Source organism: Klebsiella sp. Sb-30, assembly GCF_057652795.1.
Map to the genome: position 1 here is coordinate 2,984,502 of NZ_CM172749.1, position 22,379 is coordinate 3,006,880.

At 52.3% G+C, this 22,379-nt stretch carries 19 protein-coding genes and 3 pseudogenes; 13 read left to right on the forward strand and 9 right to left on the reverse strand.

Going from position 1 to position 22,379, the window contains the following annotated elements; genetic code table 11:
* Positions 1-7 precede the first annotated feature (7 nt).
* From AC236I_RS13940 to AC236I_RS13955, 4 genes and pseudogenes are all read left to right on the forward strand, one after another.
* Complete coding sequence (locus tag AC236I_RS13940; protein WP_015584483.1) at positions 8-643, forward strand: DUF421 domain-containing protein; 636 nt, start codon at positions 8-10, stop codon at positions 641-643.
* A 190-nt stretch (positions 644-833) separates the two neighbouring features.
* Entirely contained in the window at positions 834-1,007 is a 174-nt protein-coding gene (locus AC236I_RS13945; protein WP_228714808.1) for a dihydrofolate reductase family protein, read from the forward strand.
* A gap of 359 nt (positions 1,008-1,366) precedes the next feature.
* Positions 1,367-2,311 carry an alpha/beta fold hydrolase gene (locus AC236I_RS13950; RefSeq protein WP_015584484.1) on the forward strand — a complete coding sequence of 315 codons (945 nt, stop codon included), beginning with the start codon at positions 1,367-1,369 and terminating at the stop codon, positions 2,309-2,311.
* A gap of 281 nt (positions 2,312-2,592) precedes the next feature.
* Positions 2,593-2,685: pseudogene (locus tag AC236I_RS13955) on the forward strand (hypothetical protein); the annotation flags it as partial.
* A 356-nt stretch (positions 2,686-3,041) separates the two neighbouring features.
* On the opposite strand, the gene AC236I_RS13960 reads toward AC236I_RS13955, so the two are convergent.
* The 3 genes and pseudogenes from AC236I_RS13960 to AC236I_RS13970 all read right to left on the reverse strand — a co-directional run bounded on the left by AC236I_RS13960 (position 3,042) and on the right by AC236I_RS13970 (position 5,489).
* Positions 3,042-3,581, reverse strand: a complete 540-nt coding sequence (locus AC236I_RS13960) for an ester cyclase (protein ID WP_075808625.1) — start codon at positions 3,579-3,581, stop codon at positions 3,042-3,044.
* A 76-nt stretch (positions 3,582-3,657) separates the two neighbouring features.
* Positions 3,658-4,375 (reverse strand): annotated as a pseudogene (locus AC236I_RS13965) (SDR family oxidoreductase).
* A 4-nt stretch (positions 4,376-4,379) separates the two neighbouring features.
* Positions 4,380-5,489: an alkene reductase gene (locus AC236I_RS13970; RefSeq protein ID WP_032717338.1), complete on the reverse strand. Its 1,110-nt coding sequence runs from the start codon at positions 5,487-5,489 to the stop codon at positions 4,380-4,382.
* Positions 5,490-5,588: 99 nt separating this feature from the next.
* On the opposite strand from AC236I_RS13970, the gene AC236I_RS13975 reads away from it, so the two are divergent.
* The gene (locus tag AC236I_RS13975) at positions 5,589-6,500 is read left to right on the forward strand and encodes a LysR family transcriptional regulator (protein WP_088911794.1); all 912 of its coding nucleotides are present in this window, start codon (positions 5,589-5,591) and stop codon (positions 6,498-6,500) included.
* 166 nt (positions 6,501-6,666) lie between these two features.
* Here AC236I_RS13975 and AC236I_RS13980 read toward each other — a convergent pair whose 3' ends face one another.
* Positions 6,667-7,584: a LysR family transcriptional regulator gene (locus AC236I_RS13980; protein WP_032717337.1), complete on the reverse strand. Its 918-nt coding sequence runs from the start codon at positions 7,582-7,584 to the stop codon at positions 6,667-6,669.
* A 103-nt stretch (positions 7,585-7,687) separates the two neighbouring features.
* Here AC236I_RS13980 and AC236I_RS13985 point away from each other — a divergent pair, with 103 nt between their 5' ends.
* From AC236I_RS13985 to AC236I_RS14015, 7 genes and pseudogenes are all read left to right on the forward strand, one after another.
* A complete protein-coding gene (locus AC236I_RS13985; RefSeq protein WP_097357654.1) occupies positions 7,688-8,896 on the forward strand; it encodes an MFS transporter in 1,209 nt (402 codons plus the stop codon).
* 176 nt (positions 8,897-9,072) lie between these two features.
* Positions 9,073-9,153, forward strand: a pseudogene (locus AC236I_RS13990) (hypothetical protein); the annotation flags it as partial.
* The gene (locus tag AC236I_RS13995; protein ID WP_032717335.1) at positions 9,143-9,700 is read left to right on the forward strand and encodes a winged helix-turn-helix transcriptional regulator; all 558 of its coding nucleotides are present in this window, start codon (positions 9,143-9,145) and stop codon (positions 9,698-9,700) included. The pseudogene AC236I_RS13990 and the gene AC236I_RS13995, both read left to right, overlap by 11 nt.
* The gene (locus AC236I_RS14000) at positions 9,684-10,727 is read left to right on the forward strand and encodes an HlyD family secretion protein (RefSeq protein WP_064359503.1); all 1,044 of its coding nucleotides are present in this window, start codon (positions 9,684-9,686) and stop codon (positions 10,725-10,727) included. Before AC236I_RS13995 ends, AC236I_RS14000 begins: the two co-directional genes overlap by 17 nt.
* Positions 10,724-12,286 (forward strand): DHA2 family efflux MFS transporter permease subunit, encoded by a 1,563-nt coding sequence (locus tag AC236I_RS14005; protein WP_015584493.1) that lies wholly within the window; start codon positions 10,724-10,726, stop codon positions 12,284-12,286. Before AC236I_RS14000 ends, AC236I_RS14005 begins: the two co-directional genes overlap by 4 nt.
* 19 nt (positions 12,287-12,305) lie before the next feature.
* A complete protein-coding gene (fabF, locus tag AC236I_RS14010) occupies positions 12,306-13,580 on the forward strand; it encodes a beta-ketoacyl-ACP synthase II (RefSeq protein WP_032717332.1) in 1,275 nt (424 codons plus the stop codon).
* A gap of 197 nt (positions 13,581-13,777) precedes the next feature.
* Positions 13,778-14,902 carry an AraC family transcriptional regulator gene (locus AC236I_RS14015; RefSeq protein WP_227520583.1) on the forward strand — a complete coding sequence of 375 codons (1,125 nt, stop codon included), beginning with the start codon at positions 13,778-13,780 and terminating at the stop codon, positions 14,900-14,902.
* A 46-nt stretch (positions 14,903-14,948) separates the two neighbouring features.
* Here the strand turns inward: AC236I_RS14015 and AC236I_RS14020 are convergent, their stop codons facing one another.
* Positions 14,949-16,004, reverse strand: a complete 1,056-nt coding sequence (locus tag AC236I_RS14020; RefSeq protein ID WP_015584496.1) for an NAD(P)-dependent alcohol dehydrogenase — start codon at positions 16,002-16,004, stop codon at positions 14,949-14,951.
* A 473-nt stretch (positions 16,005-16,477) separates the two neighbouring features.
* A complete protein-coding gene (locus AC236I_RS14025; RefSeq protein ID WP_487608523.1) occupies positions 16,478-17,884 on the reverse strand; it encodes an aminotransferase-like domain-containing protein in 1,407 nt (468 codons plus the stop codon).
* A gap of 25 nt (positions 17,885-17,909) precedes the next feature.
* On the opposite strand from AC236I_RS14025, the gene AC236I_RS14030 reads away from it, so the two are divergent.
* Positions 17,910-18,878, forward strand: a complete 969-nt coding sequence (locus AC236I_RS14030) for a threonine dehydratase (RefSeq protein ID WP_032717329.1) — start codon at positions 17,910-17,912, stop codon at positions 18,876-18,878.
* Positions 18,879-19,045: 167 nt separating this feature from the next.
* Here the strand turns inward: AC236I_RS14030 and tsaA are convergent, their stop codons facing one another.
* The 3 genes from tsaA to AC236I_RS14045 form a co-directional block, all read right to left on the reverse strand.
* On the reverse strand, positions 19,046-19,516 hold the full coding sequence (gene tsaA, locus AC236I_RS14035; protein ID WP_015584499.1) for a tRNA (N6-threonylcarbamoyladenosine(37)-N6)-methyltransferase TrmO: 471 nt from the start codon (positions 19,514-19,516) through the stop codon (positions 19,046-19,048).
* 345 nt (positions 19,517-19,861) lie between these two features.
* Positions 19,862-20,737, reverse strand: coding sequence for a DUF1932 domain-containing protein (locus AC236I_RS14040; RefSeq protein ID WP_015584500.1), 876 nt, complete (start codon positions 20,735-20,737; stop codon positions 19,862-19,864).
* A gap of 4 nt (positions 20,738-20,741) precedes the next feature.
* Positions 20,742-22,013: an MFS transporter gene (locus AC236I_RS14045; RefSeq protein WP_071824623.1), complete on the reverse strand. Its 1,272-nt coding sequence runs from the start codon at positions 22,011-22,013 to the stop codon at positions 20,742-20,744.
* Positions 22,014-22,379 lie beyond the last annotated feature (366 nt).

The window sequence follows — 22,379 nt, forward strand, 5'->3', positions numbered from 1 at the left end:
TGTAGAAATGATAATTTATTTACCTATCATTATAAAGTTGGGGCTGGGGATACTGTGTTTAATTGTTCAAATAAATCTTATGGGAAAAGGGAATCTGGCCCCCTCATCCGCAATGGACCAGGTTCAAAACTATGTGCTGGGGGGGATTATAGGAGGCGTAATTTACAACGAATCTATAACAGTACTCCAGTTTGTCCTGGTCCTAATCATATGGACTTTCTTGGTCTTTTCTCTTAAGTTTTTTAAAGAAAACAATCGGTTAGTTAAAAGAATTATTGATGGAAAACCTATTACTTTAGTACACAATGGCAGCATTAATGTCAAGGAGTGTTTACGGAATGGTGTTTCTGCAAATGATTTAATGTTCAAATTAAGAGCAAATGGCATTTATGAAATAGAACAACTAAAACGCGTGGTTCTCGAACAAAATGGGCAATTAACCATCATACAAAGTGGCGATGAAAATATACGCTACCCTATTATAGTGGACGGTTTAGCCAACCATGATCTGCTAGAAATCCTTAATAAAGACAATGAATGGTTAGAACATGAAGTTACAAAGAAAGGCTTTAATAAAATTAGTGAAGTATATTTAGGTGAGTACTTATCGGGTAGGATTAATTTATACGGATATGAAAAATAACATCCAAAATTAATGCCCATTTATCAAGAGGCAGCCATTTTAGGTGTGCCTCTGTCTGAGAACACTGAAATCAACGTTCGATCCTGGCACAGGGCTGCTGTTGCAGCTCTGACAACCTTAGACTTCAATCGGCTCAGAGATCTCTAACGCATCATCTACTTCAATGCCCAGATCACGCACTCACTCGCTAATGGCGGAAAACCTTATTGATGAGTATTGGCTATTCGTCAATCCGATTCTGCTGGGGCAAGGCATTCCCTTGTTCCAAAATATAAAACACAGAACCTCACTCATGCTGGTGAAGAGTAACGCTTTGCCGTCGGGCGTAGTGTGTCTGCAATACGAGGTGAAACGAAATCAATAATGCCAGGTTCCGATAGTTCAGCAACAGGAATAAAACTCCGAGCGGCTGCATTTCTGCGAAAGTGTCGCCAATCGATGTTTTGCGGTATGTGTCTACCCTGATTGACAATAGCACCTAAGGGGCCGCAACATCCGCTCCTGGCATGAAGCGGACGAACTGACTGAGCGGAAGGTCTGCTTTGAGCGAGGAGCGGACATCAGACCTGTACGGCTGCATAATTTATCTGTTTCTGCGCGCAGCGATCTTTATCTGATACCTTCCCTCATCGACCGGGGTCAACCCTAAATATGGTGGTAGTGCCCCCTACCTTCATCGCGTTAGTCTGTCTGCGTTATAAAACTCCAAAAACGAAGATCTTTATGGAAATTATTTTAATGCATCATGGAAAGCCGTCTTTTACAGGTTCTATTCGTGCGATGCTCGGAGGGGCTTTATTATTGGCGTCTGTCTTCATCCCGATGACCAAAGCTCAATCTCTGCCCATATCATCAGAACATCCGAACTTGCAGCTTATTTCCGTTCAAACGCAAGGCTCAGGAACGGATGTCATATTGATTCCAGGGCTGGCGTCGTCTCGCGCAATCTGGACCGATTTAGTATCAGGTTTACAGTTGAGCCACCGCGTTCACATTTTAGAGCTAGCGGGCTTTGCGAGTACGCCTGCTATTTCCAACCGGGACGGTAAAATTATCGCTCCAGTAGTTGACGCCATCGCTGAATACATCCGCACCCAACACATCAAAGCTCCGGCGATCATTGGCCATTCACTTGGCGGGGAGATTGCATTGATGTTAGGTGCGCGGCATCCTGACCTGGTTGGTCGCTTAATGATTGTCGATGCTTTGCCGTTCTATACGTTAATGATTGATCCTGCGGCGACCAGCGAAACAGCGTCCCAACGTGCTATTGCGACAAGGGACTGGATACTGGCGCAATCGCCGGAAGAATTTCTAGCGTTTCAGAAAACATCCATAGCCCGTTTAGCCAGGACCGAGGCGGTGAGGCCTGCTCTGGTGGCTGCCGGGCTCAGTTCCGATCGCAGAACCATTGCAGATGCTGTGTATGAATTGATGATTACCGATTTGCGCCCCGAACTTGGCCGCATTAGAGCACCGATTGAGATCGTTTATGCGTATGACGCCTTATTCGGGGTGCCTGCATCCGGCGTGGATGAAATGTACCGTCGAGCCTATACCAATACGCCCGATATCCATTTCACACGAATCGATGATAGTTTTCACTTTATCATGCTTGATCAGCCAGAACGGTTTTCCAGCGCGGTTCAGTCATTCTTAAATAAATAAGGCATGCTTGCACATCAAGTCGACGTTGCTGCAGCAGCCGTAAAGCAGTGATGTCCGCTTCTGGCACGAAGCGGACGAACTGACTGAGCGGAAGGTCCACTGTGAGCGAGGAACGAGGCTAACTTATACCTTCGTGACCTAAGACATCGGAAGCAGGGCAATCACATTATTCAGGAATCATTCGTCTCTGCGGCATGAACGCTATTTACCAGAGGAGAGTCGAGACTCGATAGATTATCTGGGCCTGTTTCCTGGACTGATGTTTAAGTGAGGAAGCAGAACGTGAACCTCTGCCAGCCTACTCCCGGTTGCTGATTGCCCGCTTAGTCAGTCACGACGAAACCAGTGAACATGCACAAAAAGAGATAGCCTGAGAAGCCAATAGCAGCGGGCGTCAAATTGACGAAATCGCGTTCTTTCTGCATAAATGGCACAACGAGTCGTGCCTGCTGAGACCCTTTTAAAAAAACCAGCGTGTGGTTACCTCCCCCCTGATTAATAGCCACCCGATGCGGTACCAGCGGACAGAGATGCCAAAGGCGGACAAGAAAGAGCGCTGAACGCGGATTGTCTCTAATCCCGGTGGCATTTCTCTTCGTAGATTACGCGCGACCTCACACCTTTTCGTTTTCGCCTGCCGCTCCAGACAGGCTTGAGGATAAATGCTGATGTTGATGCCCGTCTCTCGGCATACTGCCTGGCAATACGCCCTCTTCCCTAAGCCGTCATTTTATGACCCACCCAGTTGTTTCATCAGGGTCAGGTTATCTTCAAGATGCCAGTTCGCGATGATTTTATTATTCCTGACCTGATAGATATCCGTCGCGATAAAATCAACCTGCTGGCCCTTACCTTTCAGTTTGCCGAAGGTTCCGGTGAAATGTCCGCGGAAATGAAGGTGCGATACGACTCGATCGCCTGCAACGATCATCTGCTCAATCTCGCAACTCAGATCCGGGACGGCGGTACGGAAGGCACGGGAGGCCAGAAGTGCGCCTTCCGGTCCCTGTTTGCGGCCCTCAGGCGGCGTCTTATCGACAAAATTATCGGCCAGCGCCTCACGGGCCAGGGCTTCATCACCTGTATTCCAGAATGTTGCGTAACGTCTCGCGACGGTTTCAAGCGCGGCCTCGCGGGCGGATAACCGGCTATTTTCCGCAATCAATTGATGGGGTTTCACCAGCGCAGGCGATGCAGAAAAGGCAGCGCTGGCCACGGGTAGCAGCATAAGCGCCGCCAGCCGGGTAGGATAAATCGTCAACTTTTGCATAAAAGGTCCTTTGTGTTGCCTCAAAGAAACAGGTAACCCGGGCGTATTTCAGCCGCTTGCGGGTAAAATGTGAGGATTAGTTAATCAGCGCGCCGCCTTCGATATCCAGCAGGGATCCGGTGACAAAGGGATTGTCCATCACGAACAGATAGCCTTTTGCGATATCCTCTGCCCGCCCGAAAGCTTTTGCCGGTAGAGTTTCAGCGGCAGACGCAAACCATTTTTCGCGGGCAGCAGGATCCATACCGGCGTAAGCCTCGGTATCTGTCAGCCCCGGGCTCACCGCGTTTACCCGCAGCGGAAAGCTCCTTCGCCAGAACCTTAACGGCGGACTCCAGGGCCGCGTTCATGGTGGTTTTGACGATAGCGCCCGCGACAGTGCGGCGGGAAACAAAGCCGCTGGTCAGCGTCAGAGTGCCGCGGGCACTAATATTTTTACTCAGATGCCTGGCGACATGGATACTGCCCCAGAATTTGCTGTCGAAAGCCAGCCGGGCCTCGTTCAGATCCAGTGAAGTGAGCGCCCCGCCGGGCGCATGCGATCCCGCCGTCACAATAATGTTATCGACCTCTCCGAGCGTCTGGCTAAGCTGGATCACCTCCTCCTCTTTGCTGATATCAAGGACGACAGTATCCACAGATGCACTTTCCTGACTCAGTAACTGTCTGGCCCGCGCCAGCTTTTCTCCGTCCCGTCCGGCAAGGATCAGGCTTTCTCCCTGTTCAGCCAGAGCGCCAGCCACAGCAAAGCCAATGCCGGAACTCCCGCCGATGATTAATGTTTTTTTCGCCATCACTTTACGCCTCGTCGATTTTGTAGAACGGATAATCGGTATAGCCTGCGCTGCTGCCGCCAAAAAGCGTGGCGGGATTGCTTACCGTCGCTAATGGAAGGCTATTCCTGAGCCGGTACGGCAGGTCAGGGTTGGCAATGAACGGGCGGCCAAAGGCAAACAGGTCGGCCAGCCCCGCCTTAAGGAGCTTGTCCACTTTGTCCTGGGTATAATTGCCGGCGACAATAAGCGTGCCGCTGAAGGTGGCGCGTAATCGTTGACGAAATTCAGCAGGTACCTGCGGGGCATCGTCCCAGTCAGCCTCTGCCAGATGGATATAAGCGATACCTTTCTTTTCACACCATGCAGCCAGCGCGAGGATCGCTTCAATCACCTGTGGGTCGTTCATTCCGCGCTGGGTGATGAATGGGGAAAGGCGTATGCCCGTGCGCGTAGTGCCGATGGCGTCGCTGATAGCCTCCAGCACCTCCTGCGCAAAACGGATCCGGTTAGCCAGGCTACCGCCATACTCATCGGTACGTTTGTTCGATGTCCGGCGAAGAAACTGATCGATCAGATAACCATTACCACCGTGCACCTCAATACCATCAAAACCGGCGTTAATCGCATTTAGTGCGGCCTGCCGGTAATCAGCAATAATCTGCTGAATATCGGCAGGCTCAAGTGCCCGCGGCTCCGGACAATCGACCATATGCCCTTCCCCCTGCTCATCAACAACCCAGACCTGGGCATCGGGCGCGAGCGCAGACGGCGCGACAGGTTTGCCATCTTCCTGGAAACCCGCATATGACATGCGCCCCACATGCCAGAGCTGGGAAAAGATAATTCCCCCCGCGCGGTGAACGGCTTCTGTGCTCAGCCGCCATCCTTCAATCTGTTCAGCGGAGTGCAGACCTGGTGTCCAGGAGTATCCCTGCCCCTGAGGTGAAATCTGCGTGGCTTCTGTAATGATCAACCCCGCGCTGGCACGCTGCTGGTAGTACGCCGCCATAAGTGCTGAGGGCACGTTTCCCGGTTGTAACGCCCGTGCCCGGGTCATTGGCGCCATCACAATCCGGTTTTTCAGGCTGAGCGCCTTCAGGTAGTAGCTATCAAAAAGCGTACGATTTTCCATTTTCTGTCCCCGTAATGAATTGTTGAAAATACTTTACGAGGTGAGCGATATTTTGATAATGACATTAAAATATGATTGTCTTTTCAGGATTACTGAATAATGGGAAAGCTTGAAGACATGGCACTGCTGGTTGCCGTGGTGGAGGCCGGCGGGCTTTCAGCCGCCGGTCGCCATATGGGACTCTCCCCGGCCACCATGACCGCCAGGCTGAAGGCGATTGAAGAGCGTTATCAGACCCGTCTGTTCCACCGCTCCACTCGCGCCATTACCATGACGCGTGCCGGTGAGGAGTTCTACCACGCTGCGCTGCGCGTACTGGATGAAATGAACCATGCTGAGTCGCTACTTACGCAAAAAGAAGGGGTGCTCAGCGGTAATATCCGTATTTCGGCCCCCTCCGATTTTGGCCGACAGTATCTCAGCCCGGCGCTGCTCGATTTTTCCCGGCTGCATCCGGCAGTGAAAACCTCGGTATACCTGGGCGAAAGTGTCAAAGATCTGGTCGCCAATCGTCTGGACATGAGCATTCGTTTCGGAAACCTGCCAGACAGCAGCCTGGTCGTCAGAAATATCCGCCCGAATCATCGGGTTCTGGTTGCCTCGGCCAACTATCTTCGGGCGGCAGGCACTCCGGGCGCCATTGAGGATTTACACCACCACCGATGCCTGGCGCTGGAGCTGCGCGGAATGGTCATGAACGAATGGCGTTTTGAGCACGACGGTAAACAGAGCACATTACGCTTTACCCCAGCCATGGTATGCGACGATGGCGCGCTACTCCGCCAGTGGGTGCTGGCTGATGCGGGTATCGCCAGCAAATCATGGTGGGATGTCAAGCGAGATGTGGAACAAGGCAGGCTACAACTGCTGTTTGCTGAAAGTTTTATTGGGTTTAGCCGCTTTGATAAAAAAAATGTCGGGCTGCAATTTGTCTATCCGCAGCGACGGCTGCAGCCGCTGCCGGTTACCGCTTTCACCCGGTTCTTCATTGACTGGCTGGAAAATGAATAGAAATCGATGACCTGTTCCCCGTTTTTTCACTCACCGTTACGTGACCTGGCTCGACGCGCAGAGGAAACCAGGCCATAAAATTCACGGTGAGCGAAAAAACAGACGCTCTGGGTTAAGTAGAGATTCATTATCCCACCGGGACTCTCTGTCGCGATTCCATACCGCCTTACGTTGCTAAAGATGTATTGCTCAACTTCTGATGCATAAAATCAATGAGCGCTCTTGTTTTAGCCGGCAAGTAACGCCGATCGGAATAAAGTGCGAACAACTGCAATGGGGCTGGCGATTGTTCAAACTCAATCTCGATTAACCGTCCATCGCTAATATAGGGTTGGCAGGCTTGTTTCGACAGGATGGCAAAACCAACGCCGGCTACCGCAGCGCGCCCTGCCATCTCTCCGCTGTTTACCCGATAATGCCCATTCACCTTAATTGTCTCAAATCCCCCCTTCATAGTGACAAACTGCCAGGGGGCACCTTTCAGGGCGCTTACCGTTGTAATGCAGGGTAATTCTTCAAACTGCCGGATATGAGAAGGGGTGCCGTAGCGCTGAATGACGGAGGGCGCGGCAACAATGGTGCAAGGAATAGTCACCAGATGCCGGGCTATATAGTCACTGTCATCCATCTGACCACGGGTAATAATGATAGCTAAATCCAGATCATCTCTCAGGGATTCGAGACCTGACAGATTAGTCACACAGCTGATCTCCAGATCCGGATACTGACAGGCGAAATCGGCAATAACAGAACCCAGCAATGCAGGACCGATCTCATTGGGAATACAGATGCGTAATGGCCCCTTGAGCTGCATTTGCCGCAACGTTAATTCTGTCTCAGTTTGCTCAAGCGCCTCCAGTAATGGCTTCGCTCGGGTATAGAGTAGGTGCCCCGCCTGGGTGAGTTTCATATGTCGGGTGCTGCGCTCAATGAGCTGAAGATTCAGTTTTTCTTCTAACTGAGAAATGCAACGACTCACGTTTGATGTCGGCATTGCAAGAACTTTCGCTGCCCCCACGAAACTTTCTCTTTCAACTACCGCGATGAATACTTTCAGGGCATTAAAATCAAGAGCTGAACGCATCAACTATCCCACATTTGATAATAATAAGTGCCATTTTTACCATCTAATGAACATCATTGATAGTGGTTAAACTCGGATATCTTTCATCCATAGGTTGCTTATTATGCCACTGGTCACACAGACGTTTAATCATAAAACCCTCATGCGGATAGCCATTGTTATGGCTTTTGTCCAGTTCACTAATGCGTTGGAATATATGGCGTTAACGCCTGTTTTTGCTTTTATGGCCGACGGATTTTCGGTTCCTGTATCATTTTCTGGCTATGTCTCCGGTATGTATACGCTGGGTGCGGTACTTTCTGGAATCATGGCCTTTTATTGGATTGACCTGTTTAATAAAAAACAGTTCTTGTTCAAGAATATGGTGCTGCTGGGAGCGCTAACATTTTTGTCCACACTCACGACTCATTTTGGCACTCTTCTGGCACTACGATTTTGCGCAGGATTGGTGGGGGGGACGACAATGGGCGTGGGTATGAGTATTTTGATAAATTATGCCCCGGCAAACTTACGTGGAAAAATGCTGGCAACGGTCATTGCATCATTTTCGCTGGTCAGTATCGTCGGCATGCCAGCTATATTATTTTTGTGCACGCACTATGGTTGGCATACTGCGCTATGGTTAATCAGTTCACTTTGTCTGTTATCTTTACCGTTGATAGTATTTATTATCCCCAAGGATACGCTCTCGCCGGGCGTGCAGAGGAAGCTATCTATTGATTCTCCAACCTTACTTTTCGCCTCTTGTACTGCTCTGGTACAATTTAGTCCAATGCTGATCATTCCCATTCTGACCCCATTAATGACGCAGTATATGGGCGCCCAACAAAACCTATTACCTTTATTATTTTTAAGCGGCGGGATAGCCGGTTATCTGACGACAAAAATAACAGGTATGCTGACATCGCGTTTATCTGCTCTGCTGTTGGCGATAATTTCAACGCTACTCTTTGTAGCAAGCTTGCTGATTCCCGCGATGGGTTATCATAATGTATTTCTATTTATAACCTTATTTCTTGGGGCTTCATACAGTCGGCTGGTTTGCGCTTCATCGGTTGTAGTCCCGTTTCCGGAGGATAAACAACGAGCCAGTTTTACTTCCCTACAGACAGCCATGATGTACCTGATAACAACTCTCGCGTTCTTTCTGTCTTCCTTATTACTCCCTGACCAGGGAATAACCACGCAAAATCTAAACACGCTGTTGGTTGTTAGTGCATTAGCCGCATCTGTATTTCCCGTCCTGGTCATAATACTTCAAAAGAAACTGGCTACACGTACTATCCCGTCTGACCCCCTCATCATTGATTAGCATAACGTCCGCTCCTGCCGCGGAGCGGACCGTCAGATTCTGCTCCGTCACTCCCTTACCCATTCCGGCCCGCTGCACCACCGCTTTGCGCTAAGCCGTGTCACCCCGTAGTGGTATCGCGCGCGTCAACCTTAACGCCGGCGCCATGAATCTGCTGAGAGAGAGATCGTTTTTTAAGTAACTTGCATTTTGATAGTTACTATGTCAATTTGCTCCCGAAAGCCACCTCTCTATCCAGGTCAGCCCATGAAAAATGAACCGCTTTGCCACGCTCCCTGCCCCATCGCCCGTAGCCTTGGTCGCATCGGTGACAGCTGGAGCATAATGATCCTGCGCGACGCCTTCGCGGGCTTTACCCGCTTTGACGAGTTTCAGAAAAGCAGCAACGTCGCGCCCAATATTCTTTCACGCCGCCTGAAGGCGCTGGTAGACGACGGCCTGCTGGAGAAGGTTTGCTACAGCAGCACACCGCCGCGCTACGAATACCACCTCACGCAAAGCGGCCGCGATTTTCGCATGGTACTGCTGGCGCTGGCGGAATGGGGTAACCGCCACTTCTCACCCGAAGGCCGTCAGATGCAATTGGTGGAAAGTGAAACCCAGCGACCGGTGGAGCCGATGCTGGTCGATAAAGCGACCGGCGAAGAGATTATTCCGGGTAAATACACCATGGTGCCGGGACCCGCAGCCTCGCCGATGATGAAATATCGTCACCAATATCTGCTGCGCAAACGCGAGGGCGATAGCGGCCAAAAGTTTCAACCCGAACCCTACAGAGATGCCAGCCATGAATCCGGCCAGTAAGAGAAGAGCCCTCGTCCTGGCGACACTCGCCGTCGCCGCGCTGGCGGCAGCGAGCTACGGCGCTTACTGGTGGCATAGCGGGCGCTTTATGCAGACAACCGATGATGCCTATGTTGGCGGCGACATTAGCGCCATCTCCAGCAAAATCTCCGGTTATATCCAGCAGCTGGCGGTGCAGGACAATATGGCGGTGAAAAAAGGCGATCTGCTGATTCGCATTGACGACCGCGATTACCGCGCCGCCCTGGCAAAAGCCGCCGGAGAAGTGGCGGCGCAACAGGCCGCGCTGGCCGATGTCATTGCCACCCGGCAGCTACAGCAGGCGACCATTGCCGGCTCTGCGGCCTCGTTACAGGCCGCCACGGCGGCGGCCGAAAAATTGGCTAACGACAACCGGCGCTATCACGCCCTGGCCGCGTCGAGCGCGATTTCCGCACAAATTCGCGATAACGCCTCCGCCGATTACCGCCGGGCGCACGCCGAGCAGGATAAAGCACAAGCGGATAAAACCGCGGCCGAACGCCAGCTGGCGGTGCTGGATGCCCGCCAGCAACAAACGCTGGCCGCCCTGGCACAGGCCCAGGCTAACCTCGAGATAGCCACGCTGAACCTCAGCTATACCGAAATTCGCGCACCGTTCGATGGGGTAATTGGCAACCGCCGCGCGTGGTCCGGTTCATTTGTCAGCAGCGGCACGCAGCTGCTGTCCCTGGTTCCCGCGCACGGCCTGTGGATTGACGCCAACTTCAAAGAAAACCAGTTGGCGCATATGCGGGCCGGCCAGCCGGTGACCATCGTGGCCGATGTGCTGCCGGCCCATACCTTTAAGGGCCATGTTGCCAGTCTGGCGCCGGCGACCGGCTCACGCTTCAGCATTCTTCCTGCGGAGAACGCGACGGGGAATTTCACTAAAATCGTTCAGCGCGTGCCGGTCCGCATTGCGCTGGAAGGAGAAGGAGCAAAACTTGACGTCCTGCGCCCAGGGCTATCGGTGATCGTCACCGTGAACGAAAAGAGCCGCCGATGAGCACCGCTCAGGCGCTGCCCGCTCCGCAGGGTCTATCGATGCCGATGACGAAGAAGATCTTCGCTTTCGCCAGCATGTGCGTGGGGATGTTTATCGCGCTCATCGATATCCAGATCGTGTCCGCCTCGCTGCGGGATATCGGCGGTGGCCTCTCGGCGGGCGACGATGAAACCGTGTGGGTACAAACCAGCTACCTGATTGCCGAGATCATTATTATCCCGCTTTCCGGCTGGCTGGCACGGGTCATGTCAACGCGCTGGCTGTTTGCCGCTTCCGCGGCGGGCTTCACGCTGATGAGTCTGCTGTGCGGCTGGGCGTGGAACATCCAGAGCATGATCGCCTTTCGCGCCCTGCAGGGACTGGCCGGCGGGTCGATGATCCCGCTGGTTTTCACTACCGCCTTCGCCTTTTTCCAGGGCAAACAGCGGGTCATTGCCGCCGCGACGATCGGCGGCCTGGCCTCCCTGGCTCCCACGCTTGGCCCGACGGTGGGCGGCTGGATCACCGAAAACTTCAGCTGGCACTGGCTGTTTTTTATTAACGTGGTTCCGGGGATTTACATCGCGGTTGCCGTACCGCTGCTGGTGAAAGTGGATACCGCTGACCCCTCGCTGCTGCGCGGCGCGGACTACTTCAGTATTCTGCTGCTGGCGTTGTCTCTCGGTTGCCTGGAATATACCCTGGAAGAAGGCCCGCGCTGGGGCTGGTTTGACGACGCCACCCTGACGACGACCGCCTGGATCGCCCTGCTGTGCGGCGTGGCGTTTATTATCCGCACCCTGCGCCATCCGCAGCCGGTCATGGATCTCCGGGCCCTGCAGGACCGAACCTTTAGCCTCGGCTGCTATTTCTCGTTTATGGCCGGCGTCGGCATCTTCGCCACCATCTATTTAACCCCGCTGTACCTCGGTAGCGTGCGCGGTTTCAGCGCCCTGGAGATTGGACTGGCGGTATTTTCCACCGGCCTGTTCCAGGTGATGTCGATCCCGTTTTATTCGTGGCTCGCCAACCGCGTCGACCTGCGCTGGCTGCTGATGGCCGGGCTGGTCGGCTTTGCGGTCTCGATGTACAGCTTTGTGCCGATAACCCACGACTGGGGCGCCGACCAGCTGCTGCTACCGCAGGCTTTTCGCGGGCTGGCGCAGCAGTTTGCCGTCGCGCCTACCGTGACCCTGACGCTGGGCAGCCTGCCTCCCGCACGCCTTAAGCTGGCCTCCGGGCTGTTTAATTTAATGCGCAACCTCGGCGGCGCCATCGGCATCGCCCTGTGCGGTACGGTGCTTAACGACAGGACCAATTTGCATTACAGCCGCCTGGCGGATCATCTGAATAACGCCAACCTGGCAATGAGCGATTTTGTTCAACGCAGCGCGGCAAACTTTGTCGCTCAGGGGATCTCGCCGGATGCCGCTCATACGGCTGCGCTAAAGAATCTTTCCGCTCTGACGCTGCGGGAGGCGCGAACACAGGCATTTTCCGATGCTTTTTACCTCATCATGATCGGTTTTTTGATTGCTGCGCTGCTGGTTCCATTGATGAACAAGCCGCCGGCACACTGATATTACAGGAGAGTTGATTATGAGCGTTTCAGCTAAACGCATTGTCGTGACCGGGATGGGGATTGTCAGCCCTCTGGGCTGCGGCGTACAGCACGTCTGGCAGTCGCTGCTGGCAGGCAGGTCAGGTATTACAAAGCTTAGCGAGCAGCTGGTCGAAGACATTCCCTGCAAAGTGGCCGGGCAGGTTCCGTCCATCGAACGCGATCCGCTGCACGGCTTCGATCCGCTGGCAACCATCCCGGCCAGGGAACGTAAAAAGATGGATCGCTTTATCGAGTTTGCGCTGGTCGCCGCACGTGAGGCGCTGACGCAGGCCGGGTGGTCGCCAGCATCACCGGCAGAACAAGATCGCACCGCAACGGTCATTGCCACCGGGATCGGCGGCTTTGGCGAGATCGCCAATGCGGTACATACAACGGATGATCGCGGGCCGCGTCGCCTGTCTCCGTTCACCATCCCCTCTTTTCTTGCCAACCTGGCCGCCGGGCATGTGTCTATCGCCCACGGTTTCCGTGGCCCCATCGGCGCGCCGGTCACCGCCTGCGCGGCAGGCGCGCAGGCCATTGGCGATGCTGCACGGATGATCCGCAGCGGCGAGGCGGATATCGCCCTTTGCGGCGGCGCAGAAGCGGCAATTCATCGCGTCAGCCTTGCCGGATTTGCCGCAGCCAGGGCGCTCTCCAGCGCGTCCAATGAGCAGCCGGAAGCGGCCTCCCGCCCTTTCGACCGCGACCGCGATGGTTTTGTGATGGGAGAAGGCGCCGGGCTTATCGTGATTGAGTCGCTGGAACACGCCCTGGCGCGCGGCGCCACCCCGCTGGCGGAGCTGGTGGGCTATGGCACCAGCGCAGATGCTTATCACCTGACCGCAGGTCCGGAAGACGGGAACGGCGCGCGCCGGGCCATGGAAATGGCCATTCGTCAGGCGGGGGTGACAGCAGAAGAGATTGACCATATCAACGCCCACGCCACCTCGACTCAGGTAGGAGACAAAGGCGAACTGGCGGCGATTAAAAGCCTGTTTGCTACCCATCCCGTCGCCATTACGTCGACGAAATCAGCAACCGGCCATCTGTTAGGCGCAGCCGGCGGGATTGAGGCCATCTTCACCATTCAGGCGCTGCGTGACCAGATAGTGCCGCCGACGCTGAACCTGCATCACCCCGATGAAGACGCGGAAGGCCTGAACCTGGTGGCGCTGGTGGCCCGCCCGCAGAAAATGCGGTATGCGCTGTCGAACGGGTTTGGCTTTGGCGGCGTCAACGCCAGCCTGCTGCTGAAACGCTGGGAATAATTGTTCAGCTCCCCCTCTGGCAAAGGCCGGAGGGGAGTTTCAGCGCCTGGATACTCTCGGTTTATTTCCGCTGGTTGATGCGTGAGTTTTCCCCGCGTTCAGGTTCAGCCACCATCCCCCCAACCATCAGAGTAACAAGCGCCAGATATCATCTCATCCGTCTGCTTGCTGTCGGGCTAACCGGGATCTTCGCCGGCATGGCGCTGATGATGGGTCAGCGCGGTTTAACCTTTTGTGTGAATCGCAGCGCGGGGAACACCGTCCGTTTGCGCAGCCTGTCGGTACATAATATCGTGGGTGCCGACGCGGCCGATCGTTTATCTGCCCTGTGGCCAGGTAAAGCCTACATCACTCAGTTGAGGAGCCAGACCATGCCTGATAACCATCCGGACTCACAGCATAGACGCTGGCAACAGGAAATGGCGTCGCGACGTGGTGAGATCAGAGAGAAAATCAGAGCCTATACCGGACGGCGGGAAAATATTCTTTGCCCCTTTCCCGGTATGAGCGTTGTCGAACTACACCGCCCGATGCCGCCCTGTGCCTGTCTCTACCAGCCCAGCGTGTCGCTGATTATTCAGGGGGAGAAGCGCGTCAGTCTGGGCGAAAAAACCTATGCTTATAATGAATCCCACTTTCTTCTGACCGCCGTCAATTTGCCGACCGTCGCCGAAGTGATGCAAGCCAGCGCTGAACAACCGTTTATCTCGCTGCTGCTGCAGCTGGACTTATCTCTCGCCCGGGAAGTGATGATCGACATGAAACAGTACGGAAATGAGGCGGAATACAGCGATGAGGGAATGTCCCTGGGGCCGGCCGACGGCCCGCTGCTTGATGCGCTGCTACGCTATCTGAACGCCAACGAACATCCGCAGGATAAAGGCTACATGGGTAACCTCATTCAGCGCGAAATACTGTATCGTATTCTCACCAGCCCGGCGGGCAGGACCCTGAGGGAAACCGTGTTGACCGGCTCCAGCGGGCAACGGATATCCGTGGCCCTGGACTGGCTACGCGATAACTATGCGCAGCCGTTAAAAGTCGAAGCGCTGGCGCGGATTGCCGGTATGGGCGTCTCCACGCTGCACCACCATTTTCGCCGCATGACGAACATGAGTCCGCTGCAGTACCAGAAGCAGCTACGGCTTCTTGAAGCCAGACGGTTGTTATTGTCGCAAGATGCGGATGCCTCGACGGCGGCGATAAGCGTGGGGTATGAAAGCGTCAGCCAGTTCCACCGTGAGTACAAGCGTCAGTTTGGTATTACGCCGATCGGCGATAAAGCCCTGTCGCTGGCGGCCGGGACCGGGCGCCCCTACTAAAGCTCAGCAAAGGCTGACAGCGGTTCACCGATGTCAGCCGTCCTCATCAGGCCGACAGCGAGGCCATATCAATCACGAAACGGTACTTCACCTCTCCCCGTTCCATGCGTTCAAACGCCTGGTTAATCTGCTGGATGGGGATGATCTCGCACTCCGGGTAAACCCCTTTCTGCGCGCAGAAATTCAGCATTTCCTGGGTTTGCGCAATGCCGCCGGAAGGTGAGCCGGTAATGCGGCGGCGGCCCAGGATGAGCGGTAAGGTGCTGAAACCGTCCATATCGCCCAGATTGCCGACAATCACCAGCGCCCCTTCAATATCCAGCAACTGCACGTACGCAGAGAGATCGTGCCGGGTGGGAATCGTATCAATGATCACGTCGAACGAGGAGCCTGCCCGCTGCATATCCTCTGCTGAGGTCGACAGTAAAACATGTTTCGCCCCCAGCTCATGCGCCTCCTGAGCTTTTGCCGCGCTCCGGGTAATCACGGTGACCGTAGCGCCCAGCGCCTCTGCCAGACGTACGGCAAGATGCCCCAGGCCACCGATGCCAATCACCCCTACGCGTGAGCCCGGTCCCACATTCCAGGTTCGCAGCGGGGAGTAAACGGTAATACCGGCACACAGGAGCGGCGCGGCGCGGGAAGGATCGAGCTCTTCCGGCAGATTTAAGACAAACTCTTCGCGTACCACGATATGCTTCGCATAGCCGCCATAGGTGATCTCGCCCGAAATGCGATCGCGGCCATTGTAGGTCACCGTCGGAAATTCGCGACACATCTGCTCTTCATGGCGGCGGCACTGATCGCACTCCTGGCAGCTGTCGACTATCGTCCCGACGGCCACCATCTGCCCAACCTGATAGCGGCTAACTTCACTGCCAACCTCACTTACCCGGCCAATAATTTCGTGCCCGGGAACGCAGGGATAAACGGTCGCCCCCCACTCTTTCCAGTCATCCCGGGTTTGATGCAGATCGCTGTGGCACACCCCGGACCACAGGATCTCAATCGCCACATCGTTACGACGCAAAGCGCGTCGTTCAAAGCTGAAGGGAACCAGCGGAGTGGTGGCATTAAGTGCGGCATAACCCATCGTTTTCATAGCTGCTCCAGTTGTGCATTAACCTTGCTGAACTGTAGCGGCCAGATGGGCAACCCGGTGAGCCCGATCCTGCCTGATTACTGCCTATTACTCTTGAGCCGTAAATATCGGCACGCGGGAAAATATCGCCGGGTATGCTCCGAGAGGATATGCAGCGACCTGGGTTGAGTATTACCGTTGGACGGCGCGCATGGCGCTTCACGCAAAATATGTGTAGTGGTCAACTAAAACTGGCCACCACTTTAGCGTTCTTCCAGTATCGTTTTCTGATTCGTTAGATGATAGCCCACCGTTATATTCATGCAGCCTGAGCGCGCTGTAATACCCAACGATATCGTGGAAAGACCAACATCCATAGCCTTAGCTGGGTCAGAGACGGTGTAATTTTGATCGACAGGCAACTGAGCGGATTCACGTTTGAATTCAGGACTTTTTCATTGGAGCACCTCTACAGCTTACATTTTTTGATTCGGTTAAACCGCCAATAAAGTGGCAATAGTCTCCAAAGCGCTTTTTAATTGAACCTGATTTTTAGCGGCTGTTAAACTGATTCGAATTGCATTCAACGGGGCCTGTCGTACCGCAAAAACATCTGCCGATACAACATTAATTCCCGCCTGAGAACAGAGTTGGACCAGTTCAGGTGTTTCAAAAGGGGCTGTAAGCCAAACATGTGGGCTTGGGCAGGTCACATTCAGCATATATTGTCCTACAAGCTTACGCGCCAGGTGCCAGCGTTGTGCAACTTCTCTGCGTTGCCAGTTTAATCTTTTTTCAGCCGTGCCATCCTGAATCCACCGATTCGCTATCATCAGATTTAGCGAAGATACCGCCCAATGCGTTAGCTGAGCATCCGGATCTATCTTGCTTAACAGGGGGACTGGCGCTGCGATATATCCCAGTCGCAAGCCCGCAGCCACCGTTTTCGAAAAACTGCTGATAAGAATGGTTCGCTCCGGTAATAAAACACTCAGCGGTGGCTGTTTAATCAATCCGCCATAGACATCGTCTTCAATCATTATGAGTTGATATTTATTGATAATATCAGCAACCTCACCACGCCGCCGATGTCCCATAACCGTGCCCGTAGGATTCTGCAGAGAAGGGGTTAAAATAACCACTCTTGCACCTGTGGTACGAATCATTCGATCAAACTCATCCGGAATTATGCCCTGTTCATCTGACATAATTCCGTGCAACGGTAAATGTAGTTGCCGCGATGCAGCCTTGATCCCGGGTGCAGTGAGCTCTTCTACCAGAATCGACTCTCCCCTCTGACAAAGAGAAAGCAAAACCGTCATCAGACCTTGCTGCGCTCCGGCACATAATTTTATGTTTTCAGGTAAATAACTTACCTTACGTAATTTAAGCCATTCAGTAGCCCGAATTTTTCCTGATTGAATGGCATCCGGCGTTAAATAGCTTTGCACACCGCCCCACTCAGCTGACATCGTGAGCTCCATGAGCGTTGAAGCCAGGTCGCGATTATCTTGATCGATAGCAGGAAGGTTTGTTGAAAGATCGATACGCTCTTTTAACGGTAGTGGGTTCTTTATCAAAAAAAGTGATGCCTCCTTGCTCCCTGGAAGCACATAAGTCCCGCGTCCCACTTCACCGCTAACCAGATGTCGCCGGGCGGCTTCCCTATAGGCCTGCATGGTCGTACTCGGATTCAGGTTTAACTTCCAGGCCAACTGTCTCTGCGGCGGTAAACGCTCCCCCACTTTGAGTTCACCTTTTTCAATCGCCTCGGCAATAGCTTCCACCAGGAGAATATATTTAGGTTGATTTGTCTCTTTTAATGTTGGGACCCACATTATTGCCTGCCATACAATATAATTATTTACCCATACAATATCGGTTGCTACGCTCTGGAGCAAGACTTACAACCAGAGAGTGTCAACTATGTTTAATATAGATGAACTACGCGCCTCAGCCAGCGCGGTATACCATGTTATGCCAGCTACGCCACAATATACATGGCCTTTATTGAGTAAACGTTTAAATTGCGAAGTATGGGTTAAACATGAAAATCATACACCAACCGGCGCTTTTAAAATAAGAGGCGGGATCATTTTTATTAACTGTTTATTAAAACGGGAACCTAATATTAACGGTATCATTACCGCAACACGAGGGAACCACGGACAAAGCCTGGCTCTGGCGGCGACAAAAGCGGGATTGCCCTGCTACCTGGTTGTACCAAAGGGTAATTCCCGTGAAAAAAATGCCGCCATGCAGGCGCTGGGCGGACAAATCATCGAATACGGTGTTGATTTTGATGAAGCGCGCGCTAAAGCCGCTGAGATAGCGCAACAAAGGGGGCTTTACTTTGTTCCCGCATTTCATAAAGACCTTATCCTTGGCGTTGCAACCTACGCGCTGGAACTCTTTAATGCCGTGGCTGAGTTGGATACCGTTTATGTACCGGTCGGAATGGGTTCAGGCATCTGTGGTTTAATACAAACCCGGGATTTGCTTGGTCTAAAGACAAAAATAGTAGGTATTGTCTCTGACCAGGCTGACGCATTCGCACAAAGCTTTGAACAAGGGAAAATTATCACGACGCTAAGCGCCGATACCATGGCCGATGGCCTTGCCTGTCGTATGCCTCTGGCTGAATCATTTGCCATGATTCAGCGCGGTGCAGAGCGCATTATCAGGGTCACCGATGATGAAGTTTGCCATGCCATTCGCATCTATCATGAAGATACGCATAATATGGCTGAAGGAGCAGGAGCCGCTGGCCTCGCGGGATTAATAAAGGAACGCCGATTACAGAAAAACAAAAAAGTGGCCGTAATACTGAGCGGAGCCAATATTGATCGCCCCCTCTATGCCAGTATTTTGCAGCAGCAGATCCCCACCCCATAGAGGCAGGGATAAGCCCTCGTTCATTCACTATACCTACATGAGCCATCTTGTCAGCTAACCCTGACTTACCCAATATAGGCTGTTTACTGATACAAAATATTCCGGGTAAAACTTTCAGGATCGCTCATGGAAGAGACTTGCAAGTAAAATCTAATTTTGTGGCTTTATCAATAATTAAAAACTGAAGACCAGTCAAAATCAGCAGACTTTTCTAAAGAACTGGGCCAGTTAGATAAATACTCAGGGGTTATTGGATTTTCCACACGATCTAAACTGGGAATGTAAGGTTTAATATCGATAACTGGACTACCATTTTCCGCATCAATCCAGGATACAATGAGCAATCCGGCGTTTAAATCAACATGCAATACCTCTGTTGTTGTAATCGCTATGGGATTCGGTCTTTGCGGCGAGCGAGTGGCAAATACGCCCATTTCATCTTCAGTATAAGGCGTTGATGTAATAATAGTCTGGCGAGACGATTTATCATCGCAACCATCACACCACCATAATAGACTGACATGACTATGCCCTTCTATTCCTTTTAATCCATCCCGGTAAGGAGGATGCAGGATAACATTTACTTTATCATCCATTAAAGTAATTATACCTATTGCGTGCAGATTAATTTCTTGCATATACAATTCCTTAGCGTCAATATTTCCACCATTTTATATTCACAGTAGCCGTCGACGACAAAAACCATCCTGAATTAACTATTAAGTCGATGCAACAGAAAAATCATACTTTAAAGGTAAATGTTATTCATCGAGTGAAACGGGCTGTTCCGTAACTTATCGCGCCTCCGTTTCTGACGCCGGGGTCAAGCTCAAAAGATGCGTGGAACTAAAGCCGGGATGCTTACAGCGCCAATGATGTGATCAGAATACGGTGTGTGATCTGTCATGCTGTGACGGATAAAACGATACAAATATGGCTCACGCGCCCAAACGAGTCGAAACCACAAAAAGTGGGCTTAGCAATTACACTATCTTGCCAGATGTGACCCGATAGTTAGTATTCAATAACAACTCCATGAATTGAGGTGAGGTTTCAGCCCCAGACCAGCAATCGCTGGAGCCAAGACTACGGAATGTTACCCCGGCAGCCAATGCAATCTTGTTCGGTAACCGGCTGTCACTCAACATCTGTGCCAACGCCTCCATCTCTTCTGCCCTACGCGTGATATGGTGCGGATAGGTTGGAACCAGCTTTCGTAAATCAGACAATGTGCTTCCCAGATGATACTCAAGCAGCTCGAACAGAGGATCGGTAACATCAAAAGCATTGGCAGTATTAGCCGTTTCAAACAAGGCAGCAGTAACAGCCTTGTTGAAACCTGCAAAAACCATTTTGAAAATTGATGCCTGGACGATTTCATCGCCAAGTCGAATCACCGGCAATATACCTTTAAATAATTTTTCTATCGGCATTGTGTCTGGACCACTGACATAAATTCGTCCTTCTTCGCCCAAATGTGAGGCGCGCCCGATAATACAAGCATTGCAAAAAGGCAATGAAGCCTGGTCGAAAACCCTGCTCAAGTACTCTGCATCCGCAGGGGTCTTTGCATTCAGATCGATAAATACGGGCATAGCATTCTTTTCTCGGCAGGCACGAATTGCTTGATGTGCCACCTCGACGACAGCCGATGGGGGGACCAGCGACAAAATCAGGTCACTTTCAACAACAGCATCGGCCATGCTGTCGCGCATGCCTATCCCGATCTCCCGTGCCGATTTTTGGGTTTTCTCGCTACGGCAACCCATCGGACTGATCGTTTCATGGCCAGCCGCCCGCAGCAATGCAGCAAAAGCCCTGCCCATTTGGCCCGGATAGAGAATAGCGATCGTCGACATGATATTACCTCCTGTATAGATTTAAGGATTTGGTGTTATTCGTGGGGGTAATACAGGCACCCAGAAGAGCCAGACCACCGAAAACGGCAATCGCCGCGTAAATCTCGAAGGCAAATATATAGCTACCCGTGATATCGAACAGCAGCGCTGCCAATAACGGTCCACCGATACCTGAGATCATGACTAAGGGCGTAACGACCCCCATAATAACGCCTTGATTCTTGCGCCCGAATAACGAAGCGAGAAGAAACGGCATCATCATGATCAGCCCTCCTGCAGATAAACCGCTCAAGACACCATAGCCTAACTGCAGTTGCCAAATATTCCCCGCGGTGATGAAGAGGATGAGACCTATTGCCTGAAATACAGAGAGGCTGAGAACAACCCATTTCGCTGAAACTTGCTCTACAATGAAACCCGTTAATAATTTACCCAGGATCGCAAAAGCGCCATAGGTCAAGATCACACTACCTGCCTCGGCGGTTGTAAAGCCAAGCGATTCTGCCGCCGGAACCTTATGTAACAAGACGCCTTTCAAGACAAAATCGCTGAGATTCCAGCCGACGATAAGACACCAGAAACCAGGCGAGCGAATGGCTTCTGTCAATGTAAGATCAGGACGCTCCCCCCCGCTTTTTTCTTGAGCAAATGCGCTACCCTGCTCTTCGCCGAGCGGCAGAAGGTTCATATCCGCTGGCTCGCGACGTAGAACAAAGAGAGCCAGTGGCACCAGAAAGAGAATGGGCAGAAAACCAAGCAAGAACCAGGTAGAGCGCCAGTCGGAAATAGACAACAGCCAAATGATAACGGGTGACAGCAATATGCCGCCGAGGTTGGCGCCAGATGATACCAGACCGGTCGCACGCCCGCGCTGCGTCGTAAACCATTTGGCAATCAGAGGAAACACTAATGCGTTAGACAGGCCCGCAACTCCGATACCGCCGATTACGCCAAAAATAAGCGCGAACTGCCAGAAAGTTTGTGTGAAAGAGACCACACTGAGGGAGAAGCCAACAAGAATAGCGCCAACCACTATAATAATTCCTGGCCCCCGTCGATCAACTAACCAGCCGACAAGAGGGGCGATAGCGCCTGCGATCAGCTCTCTGAATGCGATGACCCCTGTAATTTGAGTATTGGACCATCCAAGCTCTTCCCGGGCCGGATTTATAATGAAACCCATGGTCTGGAAACCGATTCCGGCACGGATAGACGATATAGCCAAACAGGCAAAAGCAACATACCAGGCATAGTGAACACGCGTTAATCTACACATACACAACATGAACCTTATAAGTTGAATTTCGGCTGGGTCACGAGTGTAGCGATTGATACTACCGCGAGTCCCCTGGCCCCGATCCCTTGTTTGTGCTAGCGACGCCCGTTTTCACCTCTATGGGTATCAATAAAAGTAACCATGAAAATACCAACGATGGCTTAGAAAATCGTTTTATTCTGTGAGTCCTTCACTTTGTATATTGTTACGAAAAAATCCATCTATAAATAAGGTAATAAATGTAGTTAACAATAAAAAACCCTAAACACTATGATGAAAGTGTGAAGATAACGTAAAGTAATACTGTTGTAAGTATCCCGCAGAAGGCAAAACGCCAGCGCCAAAACTCGATCTCCTGTAGTAACA

Bases quoted from the DNA above. Each gene is read 5' to 3' on its own strand.
- AC236I_RS13940 (WP_015584483.1), top strand. From the start codon at position 8: ATGATAATTTATTTACCTATCATTATAAAGTTGGGGCTGGGGATACTG.
- AC236I_RS13945 (WP_228714808.1), top strand. From the start codon at position 834: ATGGCGGAAAACCTTATTGATGAGTATTGGCTATTCGTCAATCCGATT.
- AC236I_RS13950 (WP_015584484.1), top strand. From the start codon at position 1,367: ATGGAAATTATTTTAATGCATCATGGAAAGCCGTCTTTTACAGGTTCT.
- AC236I_RS13960 (WP_075808625.1), bottom strand. From the start codon at position 3,581: ATGCAAAAGTTGACGATTTATCCTACCCGGCTGGCGGCGCTTATGCTG.
- AC236I_RS13970 (WP_032717338.1), bottom strand. From the start codon at position 5,489: ATGGAAAATCGTACGCTTTTTGATAGCTACTACCTGAAGGCGCTCAGC.
- AC236I_RS13975 (WP_088911794.1), top strand. From the start codon at position 5,589: ATGGGAAAGCTTGAAGACATGGCACTGCTGGTTGCCGTGGTGGAGGCC.
- AC236I_RS13980 (WP_032717337.1), bottom strand. From the start codon at position 7,584: ATGCGTTCAGCTCTTGATTTTAATGCCCTGAAAGTATTCATCGCGGTA.
- AC236I_RS13985 (WP_097357654.1), top strand. From the start codon at position 7,688: ATGCCACTGGTCACACAGACGTTTAATCATAAAACCCTCATGCGGATA.
- AC236I_RS13995 (WP_032717335.1), top strand. From the start codon at position 9,143: ATGAAAAATGAACCGCTTTGCCACGCTCCCTGCCCCATCGCCCGTAGC.
- AC236I_RS14000 (WP_064359503.1), top strand. From the start codon at position 9,684: ATGAATCCGGCCAGTAAGAGAAGAGCCCTCGTCCTGGCGACACTCGCC.
- AC236I_RS14005 (WP_015584493.1), top strand. From the start codon at position 10,724: ATGAGCACCGCTCAGGCGCTGCCCGCTCCGCAGGGTCTATCGATGCCG.
- fabF (WP_032717332.1), top strand. From the start codon at position 12,306: ATGAGCGTTTCAGCTAAACGCATTGTCGTGACCGGGATGGGGATTGTC.
- AC236I_RS14015 (WP_227520583.1), top strand. From the start codon at position 13,778: ATGGCGCTGATGATGGGTCAGCGCGGTTTAACCTTTTGTGTGAATCGC.
- AC236I_RS14020 (WP_015584496.1), bottom strand. From the start codon at position 16,004: ATGAAAACGATGGGTTATGCCGCACTTAATGCCACCACTCCGCTGGTT.
- AC236I_RS14030 (WP_032717329.1), top strand. From the start codon at position 17,910: ATGTTTAATATAGATGAACTACGCGCCTCAGCCAGCGCGGTATACCAT.
- tsaA (WP_015584499.1), bottom strand. From the start codon at position 19,516: ATGCAAGAAATTAATCTGCACGCAATAGGTATAATTACTTTAATGGAT.
- AC236I_RS14040 (WP_015584500.1), bottom strand. From the start codon at position 20,737: ATGTCGACGATCGCTATTCTCTATCCGGGCCAAATGGGCAGGGCTTTT.
- AC236I_RS14045 (WP_071824623.1), bottom strand. From the start codon at position 22,013: ATGTGTAGATTAACGCGTGTTCACTATGCCTGGTATGTTGCTTTTGCC.